This is a genomic window from Pararhizobium mangrovi, from assembly GCF_006516965.1.
GTDB classification, from domain to species: Bacteria; Pseudomonadota; Alphaproteobacteria; order Rhizobiales; family Rhizobiaceae; genus Pararhizobium_B; species Pararhizobium_B mangrovi.
In genome coordinates this window covers 60619-79407 of the sequence record NZ_VHLH01000012.1, presented here as the reverse complement: position 1 = coordinate 79407, position 18789 = coordinate 60619, and the positions used below count along the sequence as shown (strand labels likewise).

Genomic DNA, 18789 nt, shown 5'->3' with positions numbered 1-18789 from the left:
CATCATGGCAGGCGTCGAACAGCGGCAGGTCGATGGGGACGAGGCGGGAATGCGCCTCGATCGCTGGTTCAAGACGCATTATCCGGGGCTCGGCTTCGGCCAGCTTCAGAAGCTGTTGCGCTCAGGGCAGGTTCGCGTCGATGGTGGACGGGTAAAGACCGATACGCGCGTCCAGTCCGGCCAGACCGTTCGCGTGCCGCCGCTGCCCGTCGACAGGGCGGAGACGAAGGGGCCGATCAGTGCGAAGGCGCTGAAGCACGGTGGCGATGGCGACCTGCTTTCGAAGATGCTGCTCTACGAGGATGCCAAGGTCTGTGTGCTGAACAAGCCGGCGGGCCTTGCCGTGCAGGGCGGCTCCGGCGTGACGCGCTCGATCGACAGCATGCTGGAAGCCTGGCGCGACAAGAAGGGCCAGAAGCCGCGGCTCGTCCACCGGCTCGACCGTGACACTTCCGGCGTGCTCGTCATCGCGCGCACGCGCGGTGCCGCACAGGCGCTGACGGCCTCCTTCCGCAGTCGAGACACGAAGAAGACCTATTGGGCGCTGGTGCGCGGCGTGCCGAAGAAGCGTGAAGCAAAGCTTTCGACCTGGCTCGTGAGGGAAGCGACGCCCGATGGCGACCGCATGCGCGTCGCCGAGCACGGAGAGCCTGATGCCGACCACGCCATCTCGTTCTACCGCGTGATCGAGCGCGCAGGGCAGGAGCTTGCGTGGCTCGAGATGGAGCCTTTCACGGGCCGGACGCACCAGTTGCGCGTCCACGCCGCCCATATCGACCATCCGATCATCGGCGATCCGAAATATTTTCATGCCGACCAGAACTGGGAGTTTCCGGGCGGCGTCCAGAAGCGGCTGCATCTCCACGCGCGCCGGATCTCGATCCCGCACCCGGACGGAAAGCACATCGTCGTCACCGCGCCGCTGCCGCCGCACATGGTGCAGAGCTGGAACCTGCTCGGTTTCGACGAGGCCGCCGACGATGCGGAGGTGGAAGAATGAGGCTCGTGCTCTTCGATTGCGACGGCACGCTCGTCGACAGTGCCAACTTCATCCATGACTGCATGGTGCGGACCATCGACGATTTCGGTTACCCCGTGCCGGACGTCGCCGAGACGAAGGCGATCATCGGGCTTACGCTGGACGTCGCGATCGCCGAACTGCTCCAACGCCCGGTGGATGCCGAGGTGACGGCGATGACGGCGCACTACCAGAAGACGTTCCGCGCGATCCGCGAGCGCGGCAATTTCCACGAGCCGATGTTCGACGGCATGGCAGAGGTCCTCGCCGGTCTTGCCGCCGAAGAGGAAACGGTGCTCGGCGTCGTCACCGGCAAGTCGCGCCGCGGGCTTGCATCCGTGCTTGCCACGCACGGCCTGGAGCGCACCTTCATCACAATGCGCACCGCCGACGACTGCCCTTCGAAGCCGCACCCCGCGATGGTGCTCGAATGCTGTCGCGAGACCGGTTTCGAACCGCATCGAACGGTCGTCGTTGGCGACGCGATCCACGATATGGCGATGGCGAAGGCTGCCGGGGCCAGAGCGCTCGGTGTGGCCTGGGGCTATGCCGAGCCGAATGCGCTCGCCGCTGCCGGTGCGGACGCAATCGCGCCTGCCGTCGCCGACCTGCGAGCCCTGATCGATGAAGCCGTTCCGATGGGAGCCGACCATGCGTGAGCCGACCGATCACCCGACGGAAGCCGATCCGATCCGCCGAGCGCAGGAGCAGATGAAGCGGCCGCTGCCGAAGCGCTTCTATACCGAGGCGACGGTCGCCGAACACGCGGAAGGCTATGGCGTCGCACTCGACGGCCGGCTTCTGCGCACGCCGGCGAAAAAGGTTCTCGCGGTGCCGAGCCGCGCGCTTGCCGAAAGCCTCGCCGCGGAATGGCATGCGCAGGAAAGCGAGATCGATCCGGCGCGCATGCCGCTGACACGGCTTGCCAACACCGCGCTCGACGGCGTGGCGAACGAGCGCCAGGCCGTTGCCGAGGATATCGTGCGTTTCGCCGCGACCGATCTCCTGTGCTATCGCGCCGACGCGCCGGAAGGTCTCGTCGAGCGCCAGGGCGAGCACTGGGATCCGATGATCGACTGGGCGCACGCTGCGCTCGGCACGCGCTTCGTGCTCGTCGAAGGGGTTATGCATGCCGACCAGCCGCGCGAGACGATCGCGGCCTTTTCCGCATCGCTGAAGCGCTACGCCGACGTCTTCGAACTGGCGGCGCTCCATACGGTCACCTCGCTCACCGGCTCGGCCATCCTCGCGCTTGCGCTCGCCGAGGGCGAGATCACCGCCGACGAGGCGTGGACGGCCGCGCATGTCGACGAGGACTGGAACATCGAGCAGTGGGGCGGGGACGCGGAAGCGGCGGCGCGCCGCGCAAAGCGCCGGCAGGACATGGACGCGGCCGCCGAAACGTTGCAGGCTCTGCGTCGCGATTGCAGCGACCGGTAGGACAGGAGAGGGCATGCGCGACGTTCTGGAGGAACTCGACGAGCGGCGCTCGGAAGCCCGTCTCGGCGGCGGCGAAACGCGCATCGCCGCGCAGCACGAACGCGGCAAGCTGACGGCACGCGAACGCATCGAGGCGCTTCTCGACGAGGGCTCCTTCGAGGAGTTCGACATGTTCGTCACCCATCGCGGCACCGATTTCGGCATGGCCGATAAACGCTACTACGGCGATGGCGTCGTCACCGGCTGGGGCACGGTGAACGGCCGCACGGTCTTCGTCTTCGCCAAGGACTTCACCGTCTTCGGCGGTTCGCTCTCCGAGGCGCATGCGGAGAAGATCCAGAAGGTGCAGGACATGGCGCTCCGCAACCGGGCGCCGATCATCGGGCTCTACGACGCGGGCGGGGCGCGCATCCAGGAGGGCGTCGCGGCGCTTGGCGGCTACGCCGAAGTCTTCCAGCGCAACGTGCTCGCCTCCGGTGTCATTCCGCAGATTTCGGTGATCATGGGGCCATGCGCCGGCGGCGACGTCTATTCGCCGGCGATGACCGACTTCATCTTCATGGTCCGCGATACGTCCTACATGTTCGTCACGGGTCCGGACGTGGTGAAGACCGTGACGAACGAGACCGTGACGTCCGAGGAACTCGGCGGTGCGCGCGTCCACACCACGAAATCCTCGATCGCCGACGGGGCCTACGACAACGATCTGGAGGCGCTGTTGCAGATGCGCCGGCTGATCGATCTCCTGCCGCAGTCGAACACCGGCGCGCTGCCGGAGATCGAATGCTTCCAGTCCGTGAAGCAGGACGATCCGTCGCTCGACACGCTGGTTCCGAAGAACGCGAACACGCCCTACGACGCGCGCGAACTGATCGAGAAGACCGCGGACGAGGGCGACTTCTTCGAGATCCAAGCCGCCTTCGCACAGAACATCGTCGTCGGGCTCGGTCGCATGGAAGGCCGCACGGTCGGCTTCGTGGCCAACCAGCCGATGGTGCTCGCCGGCGTGCTCGATTCCGACGCCAGCCGCAAGGCGGCGCGCTTCGTGCGCTTCTGCGACTGCTTCTCGATCCCGATCGTCACCTTCGTCGACGTGCCGGGCTTCCTGCCGGGCACCGCGCAGGAGCAGGGCGGTCTCATCAAGCATGGCGCCAAGCTGCTCTTCGCCTATGGCGAGGCGACCGTGCCGAAGGTCACGGTGATTACCCGCAAGGCCTTCGGCGGTGCCTACGACGTGATGGCCTCCAAGCACCTGCGCGGCGACATCAACTATGCCTGGCCGACGGCACAGATTGCGGTGATGGGCGCGAAGGGTGCCGTCGAGATCATCTTCCGCAAGGATGTCGGCGACGCCGACAGGATCGCCGAGCACACGAAAATGTACGAGGACCGCTTCCTCTCGCCCTTCGTGGCGGCCGAACGCGGCTACATCGACGAGGTCATCATGCCGCGCTCGACGCGCCGCCGCGTGGCACGCGGGTTGCGAATGCTGAGGGGCAAGGAACTCGAAAATCCCTGGAAGAAGCACGACAACATTCCGTTGTAATGCCGGTTTCCCCCCTTTGCGGGAGAGAGATATCACTGCAGGTGACAGAGGGGGCAGCCTGTCCGTCTGTATCGGATCCTGCGACTCGATCCCATTCGATGCAGAACCCAAAAGACCATGAGAGCTCTATCGCCGACCTGCGTTTTGCGGGCGCAATGATCGGCGGTAAGGCGGACGACGATCCTTCCGCCTCTACCTCGCGACAAACCCGGCCCCTCGACAACAAACCTACCCGCTGCTAGTTAAACACCTATCGTACCAAGCGGTTCGCTAACGCCGCTGTCGAACGATACCGCCGAATTCTTTCCCGTCAGCGCCGCAACCCTTCGCAGTCATGCGACGCTCGTACGGCCGTCAGGTCGTTATCCGAGGACCGTCGTCATGGACAAGAAGGCCGAGACGACCGAGCGCTTCGAGGCGCCGCCGGTCAGCCATCGCGAGCAGAACGTCATCATCGGCGGCGTGCTTCTCGCCATGCTGCTCGCCGCCCTCGACCAGACGATCGTCGCGCCAGCGCTGCCGACCATCGGCGCAGCCCTCGGCCATGCGGATTACCTGCCATGGGTCGTCACCGCCTACCTCCTGATGGCGACGGCGATGGCACCGCTCTACGGGAAGATTTCCGATCTCTATGGCCGTAGGCGGACGATCTTCGGCGCGATCTTCGTCTTCCTCGTCGGGTCGGTGGTCAGCGCGCTGGCGCCGAACATGCTCGTACTCATCCTCGGGCGTGCCTGTCAGGGCCTTGGTGGCGGCGGGCTCTTCACGCTCTCGCAGACGGTGATCGCCGACCTCGTTCCACCGCGCGAGCGTGCGAAATACGCAGCGTGGATTTCCGGCACCTGGGCGGTGGCGAGTATCGCCGGCCCGCTGCTCGGCGGCTATTTCGCCGAGCACCTGCATTGGTCGCTCATCTTCTGGATCAATCTGCCGCTCGGCGCCGCGGCCGTCCTCGTGCTCAGCGAACCGTTGAAGAAGATCGGGGTCGCGTCTCGCGAGCACAAGCTCGACCTTGTTGGCGCCGGCCTGTTGGTCGTCGCGACCTCGCTGTTGCTGCTCGCCCTCAACTGGGGCGGCGAGACGTTTTCCTGGGGTTCGATCGAAGTGATTGGTGCCTTCGTGCTCGCCGTGGTGTTCTTCGCGTTGTTCGGATGGCGCGTGACGTCCGCACGCGAGCCGCTGGTGTCGCTCGAGATCCTGCGTAATGCGATCGTGCTGACGGCGACGACGTCGATGTTCCTCGCGCAGGCGGCGGCGATCGGCACCTCGGTCTACCTGCCGATCTACCTGCAACACCATGTCGGGCTTTCCGTCAGCGAATCGGGAACCGCTCTCCTCGGCCTTCTTCTGGGGACCGTCGGTGGCGCGACCATCAGCGGCCGCCTCGTCGCGCGGATTACCCATTACCGGCGGATCGCCGTTTTCGGTGCGCTGCTCAGCATCTTCGGCTATGTGGTGTTCGCCTGGCAGGCGGAGACCGCGCCGCTCTGGCTGATCGAGGTTCTGGCCGTCTTCACGGGTGCCGGCACCGGCATGACCTTCCCGATCGCCACCATCTCGGTGCAGAACGCCGTTACCAAGGCGCATCTCGGCGTTGCGACCGGCGTTCTTACTTTCCTGCGCTCGCTCGGCGGCGCATTGGGTGTGGCCGTGCTCGGTGCGGTGGCGTTGTCCTTCGGGCTGCCGCTCGCAAGCGAAGGCACCCGCAACGCGGTTCGGACGTCGGTCGATACCGCGCGTCCGTTCGCCGCCATGTTCTTCGTCGCCGCCATCATCATGGTGCTGGCGCTCGTCGCGATCCTGTCGATGACGGAAAAGCCCTTGATGGGGCGGGAAGAACGCGACGCGGAATAGGGGAGGCGCGCGCCTCTCAGACCAGCCGCTCCGCATGCCAGAGTAGGTGGTCGTCCATGAAGGTCGAGATGAAATAATAGGAGTGGTCGTAGCCCTCGTGCATGCGAAGGGTCAGCGGCACGCCGGCCTTGCCGCACGCTTCCGCGAACAACCAGGGCTTCAGGCCCTCCTGCAGGAAGCCGTCGGCCGTGCCCTGGTCGATCAGGAAATCGGAAAAGCGGGCGCCGTCCTCGACGAGGCACGTGGCATCGTGCCGCCGGTGCGCGGCTGTGTCCTCTCCGAGGTACTTTCGAAGCGCTGGCTTCGACCAGTCGGCCATCGTCGGTGAGACGATCGGCGCGAAGGCCGAGCAGCTTCGGAAGCGCTCAGGATGCTTGAGCGCCAGCGTCAGTGCACCGTGTCCACCCATCGAATGCCCGAAGACGGACTGGCGGTCCATGTCGGCCGGGAAGTGCGCCGCGACGAGGGCGGGCAGCTCCTCCATCGCGTAGCTCTCCATGCGGTAGTTCTCGGCGTAGGGCGCAGCCGTCGCATCGAGATAGAAACCGGCGCCGGAACCGAACTGCCAGTTGTCCGGCTCGTCCGGCACATGATCGCCGCGCGGGCTCGTGTCCGGGCATACGATGATCACGCCGAGTTCGGCTGCGAGCCGGCGGTATTCGCCCTTTTCCATGACGTTCGCGTGGGTGCAGGTCAGGCCGGAAAGGTACCAAAGCACCGGGCAGGGCCGGCGCTCGGCCTGCGGCGGGACGAAGATCGCGAAGGTCATCGTGCAGCCGCAGGCGGTCGATTCGTGCGAATAGACGAACTGCGTGCCGCCATGGGCCTTCGACTGCGAAACGAGGGTCGGGGCTTCGGTGCTCATGATGTGCCTTACGGTTGGCGTGATGGGTCGGCCGCGCGCTCGTTCATCTGCCGTCGCAGGATGCGGTCGAGCGCTTCGCGGAATTGCGAGCGATCGCGCGGCGAAAAGGGGGCGTTGTAGCCTTTGATCGCACCCGCTTCGCGCAGATCCTGCTTGAGGTCTCGCATGGCGGACGCCATGCCGATCGATTCCGGCGTGAAGACGCGGCCGGTCGGACCGAGGACGTCGGCTCCGGCTTCGACGCAGCGCACGGCGAGCGGCACGTCGGTTGTCACGACGACGTCGCCGGTGCCAGCGCGTTCGGCGATCCAGTCGTCGGCCGCATCGAAGGCCTTCGAGACCATGACGATGCGGACAAGCGGATCACGCGAGGGGCGCAGGCCGCTGTTGGTCACGAGCCGCACCGGCCGCTCGAAGCGGCCGGCGATCTCGATGATTTCCGTCTTTACCGGGCAGGCGTCGGCGTCGACGAAGACGGTCGGCTCGCGTTCGACGTCTTCGCCCGAACCGGGCTCAGTAGACGACGACACTGCGGATCGACTCCCCCGAATGCATCAGCTCGAAGCCCTTGTTGATCTCGTCGAGCGAAAGCGTGTGCGTGATCATCGGGTCGATGTCGATCTTGCCTTCCATGTACCAGTCGACGATCTTCGGCACGTCCGTGCGTCCGCGCGCTCCGCCGAAGGCCGTGCCCTTCCACTTGCGCCCGGTGACGAGCTGGAACGGCCGCGTCGAGATTTCCTCGCCGGCACCGGCGACGCCGATGACGATCGATTCGCCCCAGCCCCGATGCGAGGCCTCGAGCGCCTGGCGCATGACCTTCGTGTTGCCCGTGCAGTCGAAGGTGTAGTCCGCGCCGCCCGTCTGGTCGTCACCGCGCTTCGTCAGGTTGACGAGATAGGGCACGATGTCCTCGTCGAGTTCGGTCGGATTGACGAAGTGCGTCATGCCGAAGCGTTCGCCCCATTCCTTCTTGTCGTCGTTGATGTCGACGCCGACGATCATGTCCGCGCCGGCGAGCCGCAGGCCCTGGATGACGTTGAGGCCGATGCCGCCGAGGCCGAAGACGACCGCCGTCGCGCCGATTTCGACCTTCGCCGTGTTGACGACGGCGCCCACACCCGTCGTCACGCCGCAGCCGATGTAGCAGACCTTGTCGAAGGGTGCGTCGGGGTTGATCCTGGCAACCGCGATCTCCGGCAGCACGGTGAAGTTCGCGAAGGTCGAGCAGCCCATGTAGTGGTGCAGCTTCTTGCCGTCGAGCGAGAAGCGGCTCGTGCCGTCCGGCATCAAGCCCTGGCCCTGCGTCGAGCGGATCGCGGTGCATAGGTTCGTCTTCTGCGAGCGGCACGAGGGGCACTCCCGGCATTCCGGCGTATAGAGCGGAATCACGTGGTCGCCCTTCTTCAGCGTGCGCACGCCCGGGCCGACATCGACCACGACGCCGGCACCCTCGTGACCGAGGATCGAGGGGAAGAGCCCTTCGGGGTCGGCGCCCGACAGCGTGAAATCGTCCGTATGGCAGATGCCGGTCGCCTTGACCTCGATCAGCACCTCGCCCTCCTTCGGGCCCTCGAGCTGAACGGTAGCGACCTCCAGCGGCTTGCCGGCTTGGGTGGCGATGGCTGCGCGTACATCCATGGTCGGATTTCCTCGGTAGGATGGGGTTCTGGACGGCCGGAACGACCGCCGGTTTGCTGACGAAGCGACGAGGTGGACCGGGTCCGCGCCGTCTGGGGTCGAGTGAAACACATATGACGTCGCGACGCATGCCGCCAGCACGATCTTGGCCGAGGTTTCGTCGGGAATCGCGCGCGATCGATTACCGCCAGGCAACGCTGCGTTCGTTCGGCCGCCGATCGATTCCCGAGCGATCCGAGTTGCCTTTGATTTCGTCACGGCGACCTGTAAGCGTGTCGATGGGGAAGGGAACGGGTGAGCGCATGAGCACATCGGAGAGTACGGATGGCGCCTATGCCGGACGGAGCGCGTTCGATGGCGTTGCGATCATGCTCATGGGGACGATCCTCCTCCCGGTCATGGATGCTCTCGCGAAGTACCTGACAAACACGGGAGAGCTGGCGCCGGGCCAGATCTCCTTCTATCGCTTCGCTCTCCAATTCCTTTTCACCGCACCGCTCGTCGTGCTCGTCGGCGGTATCCCCGCGCTTCGCCCGAAGCGGCCCTGGCTCAATCTCTTTCGCGGTGGGATTATCGGCGTCGCCAGCCTCTGCTTCTTTACCGCACTGAAATACATGCCGGTCGCCGATACGATCGCGATCTTCTTCGTCGAACCGTTCATCCTGACCGCGCTTTCCGCGCTGATCCTTCGCGAGAAGGTCGGCTGGCGGCGATGGGCCGCAATCGTCATCGGTTTTGTCGGCGCGCTGATCGTCATCAATCCGAGCTTTGCGCGTTTCGGCGGCGTTGCGCTGCTCCCGCTCGGCACCGCTGCGCTGATGGCGGTGTATCTGCTGATGAACCGGGCTCTCGGGCGGGTCGATACGCCGCTCGTCATGCAGTATGTCGCAGGCTTCGGCGGAAGCCTGCTTGTCGGTGTCGTGCTCCTGCTCGCAACCCTCGTCGGCGGTACGGAAAACTTCGCCATGTCGCTACCCGGCGGCTCGTTCGAATGGAGCATCCTGCTTGTGATGGGATGCATCGCGAGTTTCGGTCACGTGCTGGTCGTCAAGGCGTTCCAGCTCGCACCGGTCTCGCTGCTCGCGCCGTTCCAGTACGTCGAGATCGTCTCGGCCGCGATCGTCGGATATCTGCTTTTCGACGATTTCCCCGAACCGTCGAAGCTCGTCGGCATGGCCATCATCGTCGCGTCCGGTCTCTTTTTGCTATGGCGCGAACGGCGGCTCGGCCTTCACAGCTGATCGAGAGCCCGCTTCGACCGCGTCATTGCCGGCTTACGGGCGAACGGGCTAAGACTGAAAGGCGAACATCGGGGGAGTGCGGTTCATGTTTTCGAAGATCCTGATCGCCAATCGCGGAGAGATCGCCTGCCGTGTCATCAAGACCGCGCGCCGGATGGGCATTGCGACGGTCGCGGTGTTTTCGGACGCCGATGCGAAATCCCTTCACGTCGCAGTGGCGGACGAGGCCGTTCACATCGGCGGATCGGCTTCTGCAGACAGCTATCTTTCGATCGAGCGTATTCTCGATGCCTGCAAGCGGACTGGCGCGGAAGCGGTTCATCCGGGTTACGGCTTCCTTTCCGAGCGAGCCGCGTTCTGCGAAGCGCTCGAAGCCGAAGGGATTGCCTTCATCGGCCCGGCGCCGAAGGCGATCCACGTCATGGGCGACAAGATCGAGTCCAAGCGGTTCGCTTCGACGGCCGGCGTGAACGTCGTCCCCGGTTCCGAAGGGACGGTCGAAGACGCCGACCACGCGCACGCGATCGCAGCCGGGATCGGCTATCCCGTCATGATCAAGGCCTCGGCCGGCGGTGGCGGGAAAGGCATGCGCGTCGCGTACGACGAAACGGAGGTTCGCGACGGCTTCGAACGGGCGCGCTCGGAAGCGCGGTCGTCCTTCGGCGACGAGCGGGTCTTCATCGAGAAGTTCGTGCTCGAACCGCGGCACATCGAGATCCAGGTCCTCGCCGATACGCATGGCAACGTCATTCATCTCGGCGAGCGCGAGTGCTCGATCCAGCGGCGCAACCAGAAGGTTGTCGAAGAGGCGCCGTCGCCTTTCCTCGATGCTAAGACGCGCGCCGAGATGGGTGCACAAGCGGTGGCGCTGGCGAAGGCGGTCGATTATCGAAGCGCCGGCACGGTCGAATTCATCGTGGATCGTGACCGCGATTTTTACTTTCTCGAGATGAACACGCGCCTGCAGGTCGAGCATCCCGTCACCGAACTCGTGACCGGCGTCGATCTCGTGGAACAGATGATTCGCGTGGCGAACGGTGAAGAGCTGTCGATCGCGCAGGGCGATATCCGCGCGAACGGATGGGCGGTCGAGTCGCGCGTCTACGCCGAAGACCCGTTCCGGGGGTTCCTGCCTTCGATCGGCCGGCTGACGCGATATCGTCCGCCGGAGGAAGGACCGCGCGGCGACGCGTTCGTGCGCAACGACACGGGTGTCTTCGAAGGCGCGGAGATCAGCCGCTTCTACGATCCGATGATCGCGAAACTGTGCACGTGGGCCGGGACGCGCGAGGCGGCCATCGATGCGATGGGGGAAGCGCTCGATTCGTTCGTGATCGACGGCATCAACCACAACATCCCGTTTCTCGCCGCCCTGATGCGCCATCCACGCTGGCGCGAAGGCAGGCTTACGACCGCCTTCATTCCCGAAGAATATCCGGAAGGGTTCGTCGCGCCGGAAGCGGACGAGGACGAGGCGACCGTGATCGCCATCGTCGCGCTGACGGCGGAGCTCGTGCGCAAGGACCGGCTCGACCGGTTCAACGATCGTGTCGCTCCGCATCCGGGCCAGCTTCGCCGGGACTGGGTCGTGCGTGTCGGCGATCGCTATCTGCCGCTCGCCGTCGAGGGAGGAACGCCGGGCTCGCCCCTCGACCTCACGATCGGACGCGAGGATGGCGAACGTATGCATGTGGCCACGCAGTGGCGGCCGGGCGAGGCGGTCTGGCGGGGCCGTATCGGCGAGCGTGCCGTTGCGGCGCAGCTTCGCCCCGTGCCGAACGGTCTCAGGATCGACTGGCAGGGGCTTTCGGCGAATGTGCGGGTCTATACGCCGCGCCTTGCCGAACTCGACCGTCTGATGCCGGAAAAGGCCGCCTCGGACACAAGCAGGATGCTTCTGTGCCCGATGCCGGGCCTCTTGGTCTCGCTTGCCGTGGAGGAGGGGCAGGAGATCAAGGCTGGTGAAACGCTTGCCGTCGTCGAGGCGATGAAGATGGAAAACGTGCTGAAGGCCGAGCGCGACGTGACCATCGAGAAGGTTCTTGCGGCACCGGGCGACAGCCTTGCCGTCGATGCCGTCATCATGGAATTCGCCTGAAGACGGACCGCGGCGCGCTGTCTATTCGGCTGCCGGCCGCATTGCATCGTCTGCGGTCGGGCCGAAGATTTCCTCGAAGGATCGGCGCAGGATGACGTCGACTTCCGGCATGCCGACGAGAATGCCGAGATCCTCGAGGCTCGTCACGCCGTATTGTGAAATGCCGCACGGCACGATTCCGGAAAAATGCTCGAGGTCCGGCGCGACGTTGAGCGCAAGGCCGTGGAAGCTGACCCATCTGCGAAGGCGCACGCCGAGTGCGGCGATCTTGTCCTCCGCCATGCTTCCGTCGGCAAGCGCTGGGCGTTCCGGCCGGCGCACCCACACGCCGACGCGATCCTCGCGCCGCTCGCCCGTCACGTTCATGGCACCGAGTGTCTGGATGATCAGCGCTTCGAGAGCCGAAACGAAGGCGCGCACGTCCTGCCGGCGGCGCTTCAGGTCGAGCATCACGTAGGCGACGCGCTGGCCGGGGCCGTGATAGGTGTATTCGCCGCCACGGCCCGTTCGATGGACCGGAAAGCGCGCTGCGTCGATCAGGCCATCGTCGGTCGCGCTCGTCCCCGCGGTATAGACCGGCGGATGCTCCACGAGCCAGACGAGTTCGTCGGCTTCACCGTCGGCGATCGCGGCCGCTTCGTGCTCCATGAAGGCGACGGCTTCGGCGTAGTCGGTCAGGCCGGAGGCGATGCGCCAACGCACCGGCGGCGCGCCGGCCTCAGCCCGGAAAACCAAGTCGATGTCGTCGCGGTTCATTAAAGCGATCTCCTTGCCGTTCTCATTTGGCAAGCGTGTGCGCAGCGGGCAAGCCCTTGAACGACGATGGCGATCGCAACGAAAAATCTCTTTGGCCGGCCTTGGCAAGGCGAGGGGCGTTTGCTACATCCCGGCCGCCGGCAAGCCGGCTTCTACCACGTGCGGTCGTGGCGGAATTGGTAGACGCGCAGCGTTGAGGTCGCTGTGGGGCAACCCGTGGAAGTTCGAGTCTTCTCGACCGCACCAGTTTTCTTCTCGGAAACGAAACGATAGGCTTCGATCGACCATGCGGCAACCTAGCCGTATGCTCCGAGCCTTTCCCGGATCGCGTAGCGGAATTGCTTACGCTCGTATTACCGATGCGTGCATCGTCGATCGCAAAGCCCGATGCCTCCTGACCGCATGTCATATCTTTGAAGTAAAACAAGCACGCCGCTTCGATGAGCCGGGAAAGCGTCGATCGTAATCGATCGCGCTACATCATGCCCCAGACAAGCGTGTCGATGCCGTAGGGCACTGCCCATGCCAGATAGGCGACGGTGGCGACGACGAAGGCGGTTCGACAGGCGACAGCGCTGGACATGGCGGTTTGCGTCCCGTGCACGTTGCGGATCGGTCGAAATCTATCGAAGCTTTGTTTCAGCCGCGTGACAGGCGGCGCCTTTGCCGATCAGTCGGTGTCGATGGGCAGCTGTCGGGCGCAAGGTCCCGCATGGGGTGGAAGATCCGGCGTCGGATCGAAGGAAAGCGCCGGATCTTCCGCCGGCGGAGCCAAGGAGCGCCCGCCGGGTTGCTGGTCTGGAAGCGTCTTCGCTCGTCAGTTCGACGAGCCGTCGCTGTCGTCGGACTTGGACTGGCCGTCGTTCGACTGACCGGACTGCGGGCGGGCACCGAGAACGCGGCCGCTCGTATCGACCATCATGATGACCTGTTCGCCGTCCGGCGTCGTGGTCTGGACCATGTAGGCGGCGTCCATGACCTTCGAGTCGCTGTAGCCGGCCTTGTCCAGCATCTTTAGGATCTTGTCCTGAGAGGCCACCATGTCGGCCTTCGACATGGCCTTGCCGCCGTTGTTCGAACCGCTGTCGCCGTTCGATTGCGCAAGGGCGGGACCAGCCGCGAGGCAGGCGATGGCCGTGCCGGCGAGAACGATCTTCTTCATGTTCATGACACTCTCCCTTTCAGGGTTGCTCCGGCAAGATGCCGGTATCGACCGGCGCCTAGCGACGCCGGTTCTTGCGAATGGTTCTCGAGATCAGAAGTCGAACAGGCCGTTTTCGCCTGCGTCGTCCCATTCGCCGTTGTCCCAGTGACCGTCCTCGTTGGCATCGTACGAGGCGTAGTAACCGTCGTAGAATTCGCCGCTGTCGAGGTAGTCGTTGCCGTCGGTATCCCAGTCGGCGAAGCTCCAGTCGCGGTCGAGCGCGCCGAACTCGTTTTCGTCGATGAGGCCGTCATTGGTCGTGTCCCAGTCCGAAAACGTGCCGTTGTCGGCTGCGGAGCTGTAGAACTCGTCCCGCGAGATCTGGCCGTTGCCGTCCGCGTCCTGCGCGGAGAAGCTCTTGGCGAGAGACGGGGTCGCACCGAGCGCAAGGGTCGTCGCGACGGCGATGATGAGGGCTTTCTTCATGGTGTCCTCCTTCGGGGGTTCGGGCGGCGGCGAGGGGATACGTCACCGTCCAGACCGGCGAGGTGCGGCCCCGAGATTAACTGAACCTTAGTCCGTCTTTTTTCTTGGAAAATCGAAACCGCCGTATCGGCGAAGCGTTGAGCGCGACGGCACCGCGCCGGAGTTCGTGAAAGACAGGAGACGGCGTGCGTATTCTTCTCGTCGAAGACGACAGGGTTCTCGGCGACGGGCTCAGAACCGGGCTGACGCTCGAGGGACATACGGTCGACTGGCTCGAAGACGGCGAAGATGCCGCGATCGCGGTCGATCGCGAGCGCTTCGACGTGGCGATCCTCGATCTCGCGCTTCCCTCGCGTTCCGGGATGGACGTGCTTGCCGATTGGCGTTCGCGCGAAAATTCCCTTCCTGTCCTGGTGCTGACCGCGACCGGCGACAACGCGCAGTGCATCGCCGCGCTCGATACCGGCGCGGACGACTACGTCGTCAAGCCGGCCGAACTCGACCAGATCCTGGCGCGGCTGCGGGCATTGCAGCGGCGAGCGGCCGGCAAGGCGGACAATCGAATGTCGTGCGGGGCGCTCCATCTGGAACGCGAAAACCGCATGGCCTGGCTCGCCGACGAACCTCTCGACCTTTCCGCCTACGAATTCGCCATTCTCGAAACGCTGATGGAACATCCCGGCCGGCCCGTCTCCCCGGAACGGCTGGAATCACTGCTTTACGGCTGGAACGCCATGCCCGAGAGCAACAGCGTCCAGGTACTCATCCACAAGCTTCGCTCGAAGATCGGCACGAAGCGAATCGAGACGCTGCGCGGTCTCGGCTACCGGCTTTCGACGTGACGCGCAGAAGGACGAGCCTGCATGCCCGTCTTGCCGCCTTGTCGCTCGGCCTGCTGGCGGTGGGTCTCGCAGCATGGTGGCTGGTCGCGTACGAGCGGGCCGGTTCCGTTGCCGAACGCGACGTCGATGGACGGCTGCAAACCACGGCGATCATCCTTCTTCAGGTGAGCCGAACCGACGTTTCCCCGTCCTCCCCCGGGGCGTTCGGGGCTCCGCACCCGGTTGCCGGCATTCATGGCTGGCGCCATCCGCCGAGCTTCGAGGTGACGACGACCGGCGACGCGCTGATCCACCGTTCGCCCGATTTCCCGCAAGGGATCGGCGATCCGTCCCCGGGCTTTCGCGATCGCACGGTCGATGCGATGCGCTGGCGGATCTACACGAGGGTGGATGACGCCCGCGGCCTCGTTGTGCGCGTGGCGATGAACGAGCGAGACCGGCAGGATCGTACGCGCCTCGCCGAAGTGGACTTCGCGTGGCCGCTTCTTCTTGCGATCCCTATCCTCGCCGTTCTGGCGCTTCTTTCCGTCTGGCGCGGTCTCGCGCCGCTGCGCCATGTCGAACGGACGCTTGCCAGCCAGGACCCAGGAAACCTGCGACCCTTCGAACCGGCGCCGCGCGGTCTGCCGCGCGAACTCGCCCGCCTCGTCGATACGATGAACGGTCTCTTCGCGGAGGTGCAGGATCTCCATGCCCGGCGAAAGGCCTTCGCCTCCTTCGTTTCGCACGAGTTGCGCACGCCGCTTGCGGGTTCGCGCAGCCAACTCGACGTTGCCAAGCGAAGCCCGGAGAGGCATCAGCAAAACCGTGCGCTCGGGCTTCTGGGCGAAGCGCTCGGACGGATGGAGCGTCTCGTCACCCGGTTGCTTCTGCTCGCGCGCGTCGATGCCTCGCGTCGGGAAATCGAGCGGCGCCCGCTCGATCTCGGCCTGTTGGCGAAGGAATGCGTGACGCAGTTCAATGACGAAACGGAGGGCGTCCGCGCGGAAATCGGCAACGTCTGCGGGCCGATGACGATCGAGGGAGAGGAGGATCTCCTGCGTTCGCTCTTCTTCAACCTGATCGAGAACGCCGCACGTGTCTCACCGGACGAGTGCCCCGTCGAAGTGTCGCTGGAGCATGAGGCGGATGCCTTCGTACTCGCCGTCGCCGATCGCGGGCCCGGCATGGACAAGGCAGAGCTGCAGGCCGTCGCGGCCGGCGATTTTCCGCTTCGCCGGAATGACGCGCGGGGCACGGGCCTCGGTTTGGCGATCGTGCGCAGCGTCGCCGAGGCGCATGGCGCACGGCTGAACCTTCTTGCGCGCGAAGGCGGAGGCACCGTCGCGCGCGTGCATTTCGACCGCGCGCCGGTGGAAGGCACTGCCTGAGCGGCAAGTCCGGCGCGCCGCGCTACCGCCGTTCAGGCAGGGATCGACGCCTCGACCACGGCGAGCGTCGCCATGTTCACGACGCCGCGCGAGGTGACCGATGGCGAGAGGATGTGGGCGGGCATCGCGCTGCCGAGCAGGATCGGGCCGACATGCAGGCTGTCCATCATCGACTTGAGGACGCCGAGCGTGATGTTTGCCGCGTCGAGGTTGGGGAAGACCAGAAGGTTCGCTTCGCCCCTTAGCGTGCTCGTCGGCATCACGCGCTGACGCAGCGCTTCCGAAATCGCCGAATCGCCGTGCATCTCGCCGTCCGCCTCGAGTTCCGGATCCAGTTCGCGCACCAGCTGGATCGCCCGGCGCATCTTGGCCGAACTGTCGGAATGTCGTGATCCGAAGTCGGAGTGCGAGACGAGGGCGGCCCGCGGCGTGATGCCGAAACGCCGGATCTCGCGCGCGGCCATGACCGTCGTCTCGGCGACTTCCTCGGCCGTCGGGTTTAAAGATACGTAGGTGTCGGCAAAGAAGGTCGCACCGCGCTGCGAGATCAGAAGGCTCATTGCCGAGAAGTCGAGCGCGCCCTCGCACTTGCCGACGATCTGCGCGACGTCGCGCAGATGATGGTCGTAGCGCCCCTCGACGCCGCAGATCATCGCGTCCGCTTCGCCGCGCTTGAGGGACAGCGCACCGATGACGGTCGGATTCGTGCGCACGATGGTCCGCGCCGCCTCGGGAATGACGCCGAGCCTGCCGACGAGCGAGAAGTAAAGGTCGACATATTCGCGAAACCGCGGGTCGTCTTCCGGGTTCGTGACGGAGAAGTCGCTGCCCGGCCGGATCTTGAGGCCAAAACGCTCGAGGCGGCTTTCGATGACGGCCGGCCGGCCGATCAGGATCGGCTCGGCGATGCCTTCTTCGATCAGCACCTGCGCGGCGCGCAGCACCCGCTCGTCCTCACCCTCCGAAAAGACGACACGCTTCTTCCGCGCCGCTTTGGCGGCAGAAAAGAGCGGCTTCATGATCAGACCCGAGCGATAGACGAAGCGGGTGAGCTGGTCGAGATAGCCCTCCATGTCGGCAATCGGCCGCTTCGCGACGCCGCTTTCGGCGGCCGCCTTCGCGACGGCGGGCGCAATCCGCAGGATGAGCCGCGGATCGAAGGGCGAGGGGATCAGGTAGTCCGGCCCGAAGGTCGGCGGTTCACCGGAATAGGCACGTGCGGCGACCTCGGAAGGCTCCTCGCGCGCAAGCTCGGCGATGGCTTCTACCGCCGCCATCTTCATCTTTTCGTTGATCGTGCGCGCGCCGCAATCGAGCGCGCCGCGGAAGATGTAGGGAAAGCACAGGACGTTGTTGACCTGATTGGGAAAGTCGGACCGTCCCGTGCAGATCATCGCGTCGGGCCGTGCCTTGCGCGCGGCGTCCGGCATGATTTCCGGCGTCGGATTGGCGAGCGCCATGATCAGCGGTCGCTCGGCCATCTTTTCCAGCATTTCCGGCTTCAGGACGCCGGCCGCCGAAAGACCGAGGAAGACGTCCGCTTCGGGAATGGATTCGGCGAGGTCTCGCTTCGTCGATTTCTGCGCGAAGGTTTCCTTCCAGCAGTCCATCAGCGTTTCGCGGCCTTCGTAGACGAGGCCTTCGAGATCGTGGACCCAGATGTTTTCCCGCTTCGCGCCGAGCTCGACCAGCAGATTGAGGCAGGCGAGTGCCGCCGCACCGGCACCGGCGGTGACGATCTTAGCCCTGGCGATCTCCTTGCCGGCCAGTTCTAGCCCGTTGAGGATCGCCGCGGCAACGATGATCGCCGTGCCGTGCTGATCGTCGTGGAAGACGGGAATATCGAGCTTGTCGCGCAGTTGCTGCTCGACCTCGAAGCATTCGGGCGCCTTGATGTCCTCGAGGTTGATGCCGCCGAAGGTCGGCTCCAGCGAACCGATGACGGAGACCATGCTGTCGACGGTGCCGGCGTTCACCTCGATGTCGAAGACGTCGATATTGGCGAACTTCTTGAAGAGCACCGCTTTGCCTTCCATCACGGGCTTGGAGGCGAGCGCGCCGATATTGCCGAGGCCAAGCACGGCCGAACCGTTGGAGACGACGCCGACGAGGTTGCCGCGTGCGGTGTAGTCGGCGGCCGAATCCGGATCGTCGCGGATCGCAAGACAGGGTGCCGCAACGCCCGGCGAATAGGCCAGTGCGAGATCACGCTGGTTGCCGAGCGGCTTCGTCGCCTGGATCTCGAGCTTGCCCGGTCGTGGATAGCGATGGAAGAAGAGGGCGCTTTCCTGGAACTCCGACGTCGACTTGTCCGTCGGCGTCGCATCGAACCCTTCCACGGGCTTGATCTTCTCGTCCAATCGTCTCTCCTCCACCTGCCGCGCGAATGCGCGCGTATCGCGGTGCATGTCTCGTCGTTTAAGCCGTGCGGCCACATTCGTATCGCCAAAGGGATAAAGGGCTTCGCAACCGAAATCGAGGGCCGTCT

At 65.1% G+C, this 18789-nt stretch carries 16 protein-coding genes and 1 tRNA gene; 10 read left to right on the top strand and 7 right to left on the bottom strand.

The window, feature by feature from the left end; translation table 11 throughout:
• Positions 1-4 precede the first annotated feature (4 nt).
• The 5 genes from FJU11_RS07965 to FJU11_RS07945 all read left to right on the top strand — a co-directional run bounded on the left by FJU11_RS07965 (position 5) and on the right by FJU11_RS07945 (position 5858).
• Positions 5-1000, top strand: coding sequence for an RluA family pseudouridine synthase (locus tag FJU11_RS07965; protein WP_141166507.1), 996 nt, complete (start codon positions 5-7; stop codon positions 998-1000).
• Positions 997-1677, top strand: coding sequence for an HAD-IA family hydrolase (locus FJU11_RS07960; protein WP_141166506.1), 681 nt, complete (start codon positions 997-999; stop codon positions 1675-1677). Before FJU11_RS07965 ends, FJU11_RS07960 begins: the two co-directional genes overlap by 4 nt.
• Entirely contained in the window at positions 1670-2458 is a 789-nt protein-coding gene (locus FJU11_RS07955) for an ATP12 family chaperone protein (protein WP_141166505.1), read from the top strand. The genes FJU11_RS07960 and FJU11_RS07955 overlap by 8 nt, the downstream gene beginning before the upstream one ends.
• A 13-nt stretch (positions 2459-2471) precedes the next feature.
• Positions 2472-4004 (top strand): acyl-CoA carboxylase subunit beta, encoded by a 1533-nt coding sequence (locus FJU11_RS07950; RefSeq protein ID WP_141166504.1) that lies wholly within the window; start codon positions 2472-2474, stop codon positions 4002-4004.
• Between the two features lie 381 nt (positions 4005-4385).
• Entirely contained in the window at positions 4386-5858 is a 1473-nt protein-coding gene (locus tag FJU11_RS07945) for an MDR family MFS transporter (RefSeq protein ID WP_141166503.1), read from the top strand.
• A gap of 16 nt (positions 5859-5874) precedes the next feature.
• Here the strand turns inward: FJU11_RS07945 and fghA are convergent, their stop codons facing one another.
• Genes fghA through FJU11_RS07930 form a run of 3 tightly spaced genes read right to left on the bottom strand, consistent with a single transcriptional unit; the run spans position 5875 to position 8364 of the window.
• Positions 5875-6723 (bottom strand): S-formylglutathione hydrolase, encoded by an 849-nt coding sequence (gene fghA / locus FJU11_RS07940; RefSeq protein ID WP_141166502.1) that lies wholly within the window; start codon positions 6721-6723, stop codon positions 5875-5877.
• Between the two features lie 8 nt (positions 6724-6731).
• Complete coding sequence (locus FJU11_RS07935) at positions 6732-7253, bottom strand: YaiI/YqxD family protein (RefSeq protein WP_141166501.1); 522 nt, start codon at positions 7251-7253, stop codon at positions 6732-6734.
• Positions 7237-8364 (bottom strand): S-(hydroxymethyl)glutathione dehydrogenase/class III alcohol dehydrogenase, encoded by a 1128-nt coding sequence (locus tag FJU11_RS07930; protein ID WP_141166500.1) that lies wholly within the window; start codon positions 8362-8364, stop codon positions 7237-7239. Before FJU11_RS07930 ends, FJU11_RS07935 begins: the two co-directional genes overlap by 17 nt.
• A gap of 302 nt (positions 8365-8666) precedes the next feature.
• Between FJU11_RS07930 and FJU11_RS07925 the strand changes: the two genes are divergently transcribed.
• Positions 8667-9605 carry a DMT family transporter gene (locus FJU11_RS07925; RefSeq protein WP_235890901.1) on the top strand — a complete coding sequence of 313 codons (939 nt, stop codon included), beginning with the start codon at positions 8667-8669 and terminating at the stop codon, positions 9603-9605.
• A gap of 85 nt (positions 9606-9690) precedes the next feature.
• Positions 9691-11703 (top strand): acetyl-CoA carboxylase biotin carboxylase subunit, encoded by a 2013-nt coding sequence (locus tag FJU11_RS07920; protein ID WP_141166499.1) that lies wholly within the window; start codon positions 9691-9693, stop codon positions 11701-11703.
• 21 nt (positions 11704-11724) lie between these two features.
• On the opposite strand, the gene lipB is transcribed toward FJU11_RS07920, so the two are convergent.
• Positions 11725-12459, bottom strand: a complete 735-nt coding sequence (lipB, locus tag FJU11_RS07915) for a lipoyl(octanoyl) transferase LipB (protein WP_141166498.1) — start codon at positions 12457-12459, stop codon at positions 11725-11727.
• A gap of 161 nt (positions 12460-12620) precedes the next feature.
• Here lipB and FJU11_RS07910 point away from each other — a divergent pair.
• Positions 12621-12705: transfer RNA gene (locus FJU11_RS07910), tRNA-Leu, on the top strand.
• A 571-nt stretch (positions 12706-13276) separates the two neighbouring features.
• On the opposite strand, the gene FJU11_RS07905 is transcribed toward FJU11_RS07910, so the two are convergent.
• Complete coding sequence (locus tag FJU11_RS07905; protein WP_141166497.1) at positions 13277-13627, bottom strand: hypothetical protein; 351 nt, start codon at positions 13625-13627, stop codon at positions 13277-13279.
• A gap of 87 nt (positions 13628-13714) precedes the next feature.
• Entirely contained in the window at positions 13715-14089 is a 375-nt protein-coding gene (locus FJU11_RS07900) for a penta-EF hand family protein (RefSeq protein ID WP_141166496.1), read from the bottom strand.
• Between the two features lie 185 nt (positions 14090-14274).
• On the opposite strand from FJU11_RS07900, the gene FJU11_RS07895 reads away from it, so the two are divergent.
• On the top strand, positions 14275-14931 hold the full coding sequence (locus FJU11_RS07895; protein WP_141166495.1) for a response regulator: 657 nt from the start codon (positions 14275-14277) through the stop codon (positions 14929-14931).
• Positions 14928-16301: a sensor histidine kinase gene (locus tag FJU11_RS07890; RefSeq protein ID WP_141166494.1), complete on the top strand. Its 1374-nt coding sequence runs from the start codon at positions 14928-14930 to the stop codon at positions 16299-16301. Before FJU11_RS07895 ends, FJU11_RS07890 begins: the two co-directional genes overlap by 4 nt.
• A 32-nt stretch (positions 16302-16333) precedes the next feature.
• Here the strand turns inward: FJU11_RS07890 and FJU11_RS07885 are convergent, their stop codons facing one another.
• Positions 16334-18640: an NADP-dependent malic enzyme gene (locus FJU11_RS07885; protein ID WP_235890910.1), complete on the bottom strand. Its 2307-nt coding sequence runs from the start codon at positions 18638-18640 to the stop codon at positions 16334-16336.
• Positions 18641-18789 lie beyond the last annotated feature (149 nt).

What these genes read in the sequence shown, in the direction of transcription:
- FJU11_RS07965 (WP_141166507.1), top strand. Translation starts at nt 5, where the DNA reads ATGGCAGGCGTCGAACAGCGGCAGGTCGATGGGGACGAGGCGGGAATG.
- FJU11_RS07960 (WP_141166506.1), top strand. Translation starts at nt 997, where the DNA reads ATGAGGCTCGTGCTCTTCGATTGCGACGGCACGCTCGTCGACAGTGCC.
- FJU11_RS07955 (WP_141166505.1), top strand. Translation starts at nt 1,670, where the DNA reads ATGCGTGAGCCGACCGATCACCCGACGGAAGCCGATCCGATCCGCCGA.
- FJU11_RS07950 (WP_141166504.1), top strand. Translation starts at nt 2,472, where the DNA reads ATGCGCGACGTTCTGGAGGAACTCGACGAGCGGCGCTCGGAAGCCCGT.
- FJU11_RS07945 (WP_141166503.1), top strand. Translation starts at nt 4,386, where the DNA reads ATGGACAAGAAGGCCGAGACGACCGAGCGCTTCGAGGCGCCGCCGGTC.
- fghA (WP_141166502.1), bottom strand. Translation starts at nt 6,723, where the DNA reads ATGAGCACCGAAGCCCCGACCCTCGTTTCGCAGTCGAAGGCCCATGGC.
- FJU11_RS07930 (WP_141166500.1), bottom strand. Translation starts at nt 8,364, where the DNA reads ATGGATGTACGCGCAGCCATCGCCACCCAAGCCGGCAAGCCGCTGGAG.
- FJU11_RS07925 (WP_235890901.1), top strand. Translation starts at nt 8,667, where the DNA reads ATGAGCACATCGGAGAGTACGGATGGCGCCTATGCCGGACGGAGCGCG.
- FJU11_RS07920 (WP_141166499.1), top strand. Translation starts at nt 9,691, where the DNA reads ATGTTTTCGAAGATCCTGATCGCCAATCGCGGAGAGATCGCCTGCCGT.
- lipB (WP_141166498.1), bottom strand. Translation starts at nt 12,459, where the DNA reads ATGAACCGCGACGACATCGACTTGGTTTTCCGGGCTGAGGCCGGCGCG.
- FJU11_RS07905 (WP_141166497.1), bottom strand. Translation starts at nt 13,627, where the DNA reads ATGAACATGAAGAAGATCGTTCTCGCCGGCACGGCCATCGCCTGCCTC.
- FJU11_RS07900 (WP_141166496.1), bottom strand. Translation starts at nt 14,089, where the DNA reads ATGAAGAAAGCCCTCATCATCGCCGTCGCGACGACCCTTGCGCTCGGT.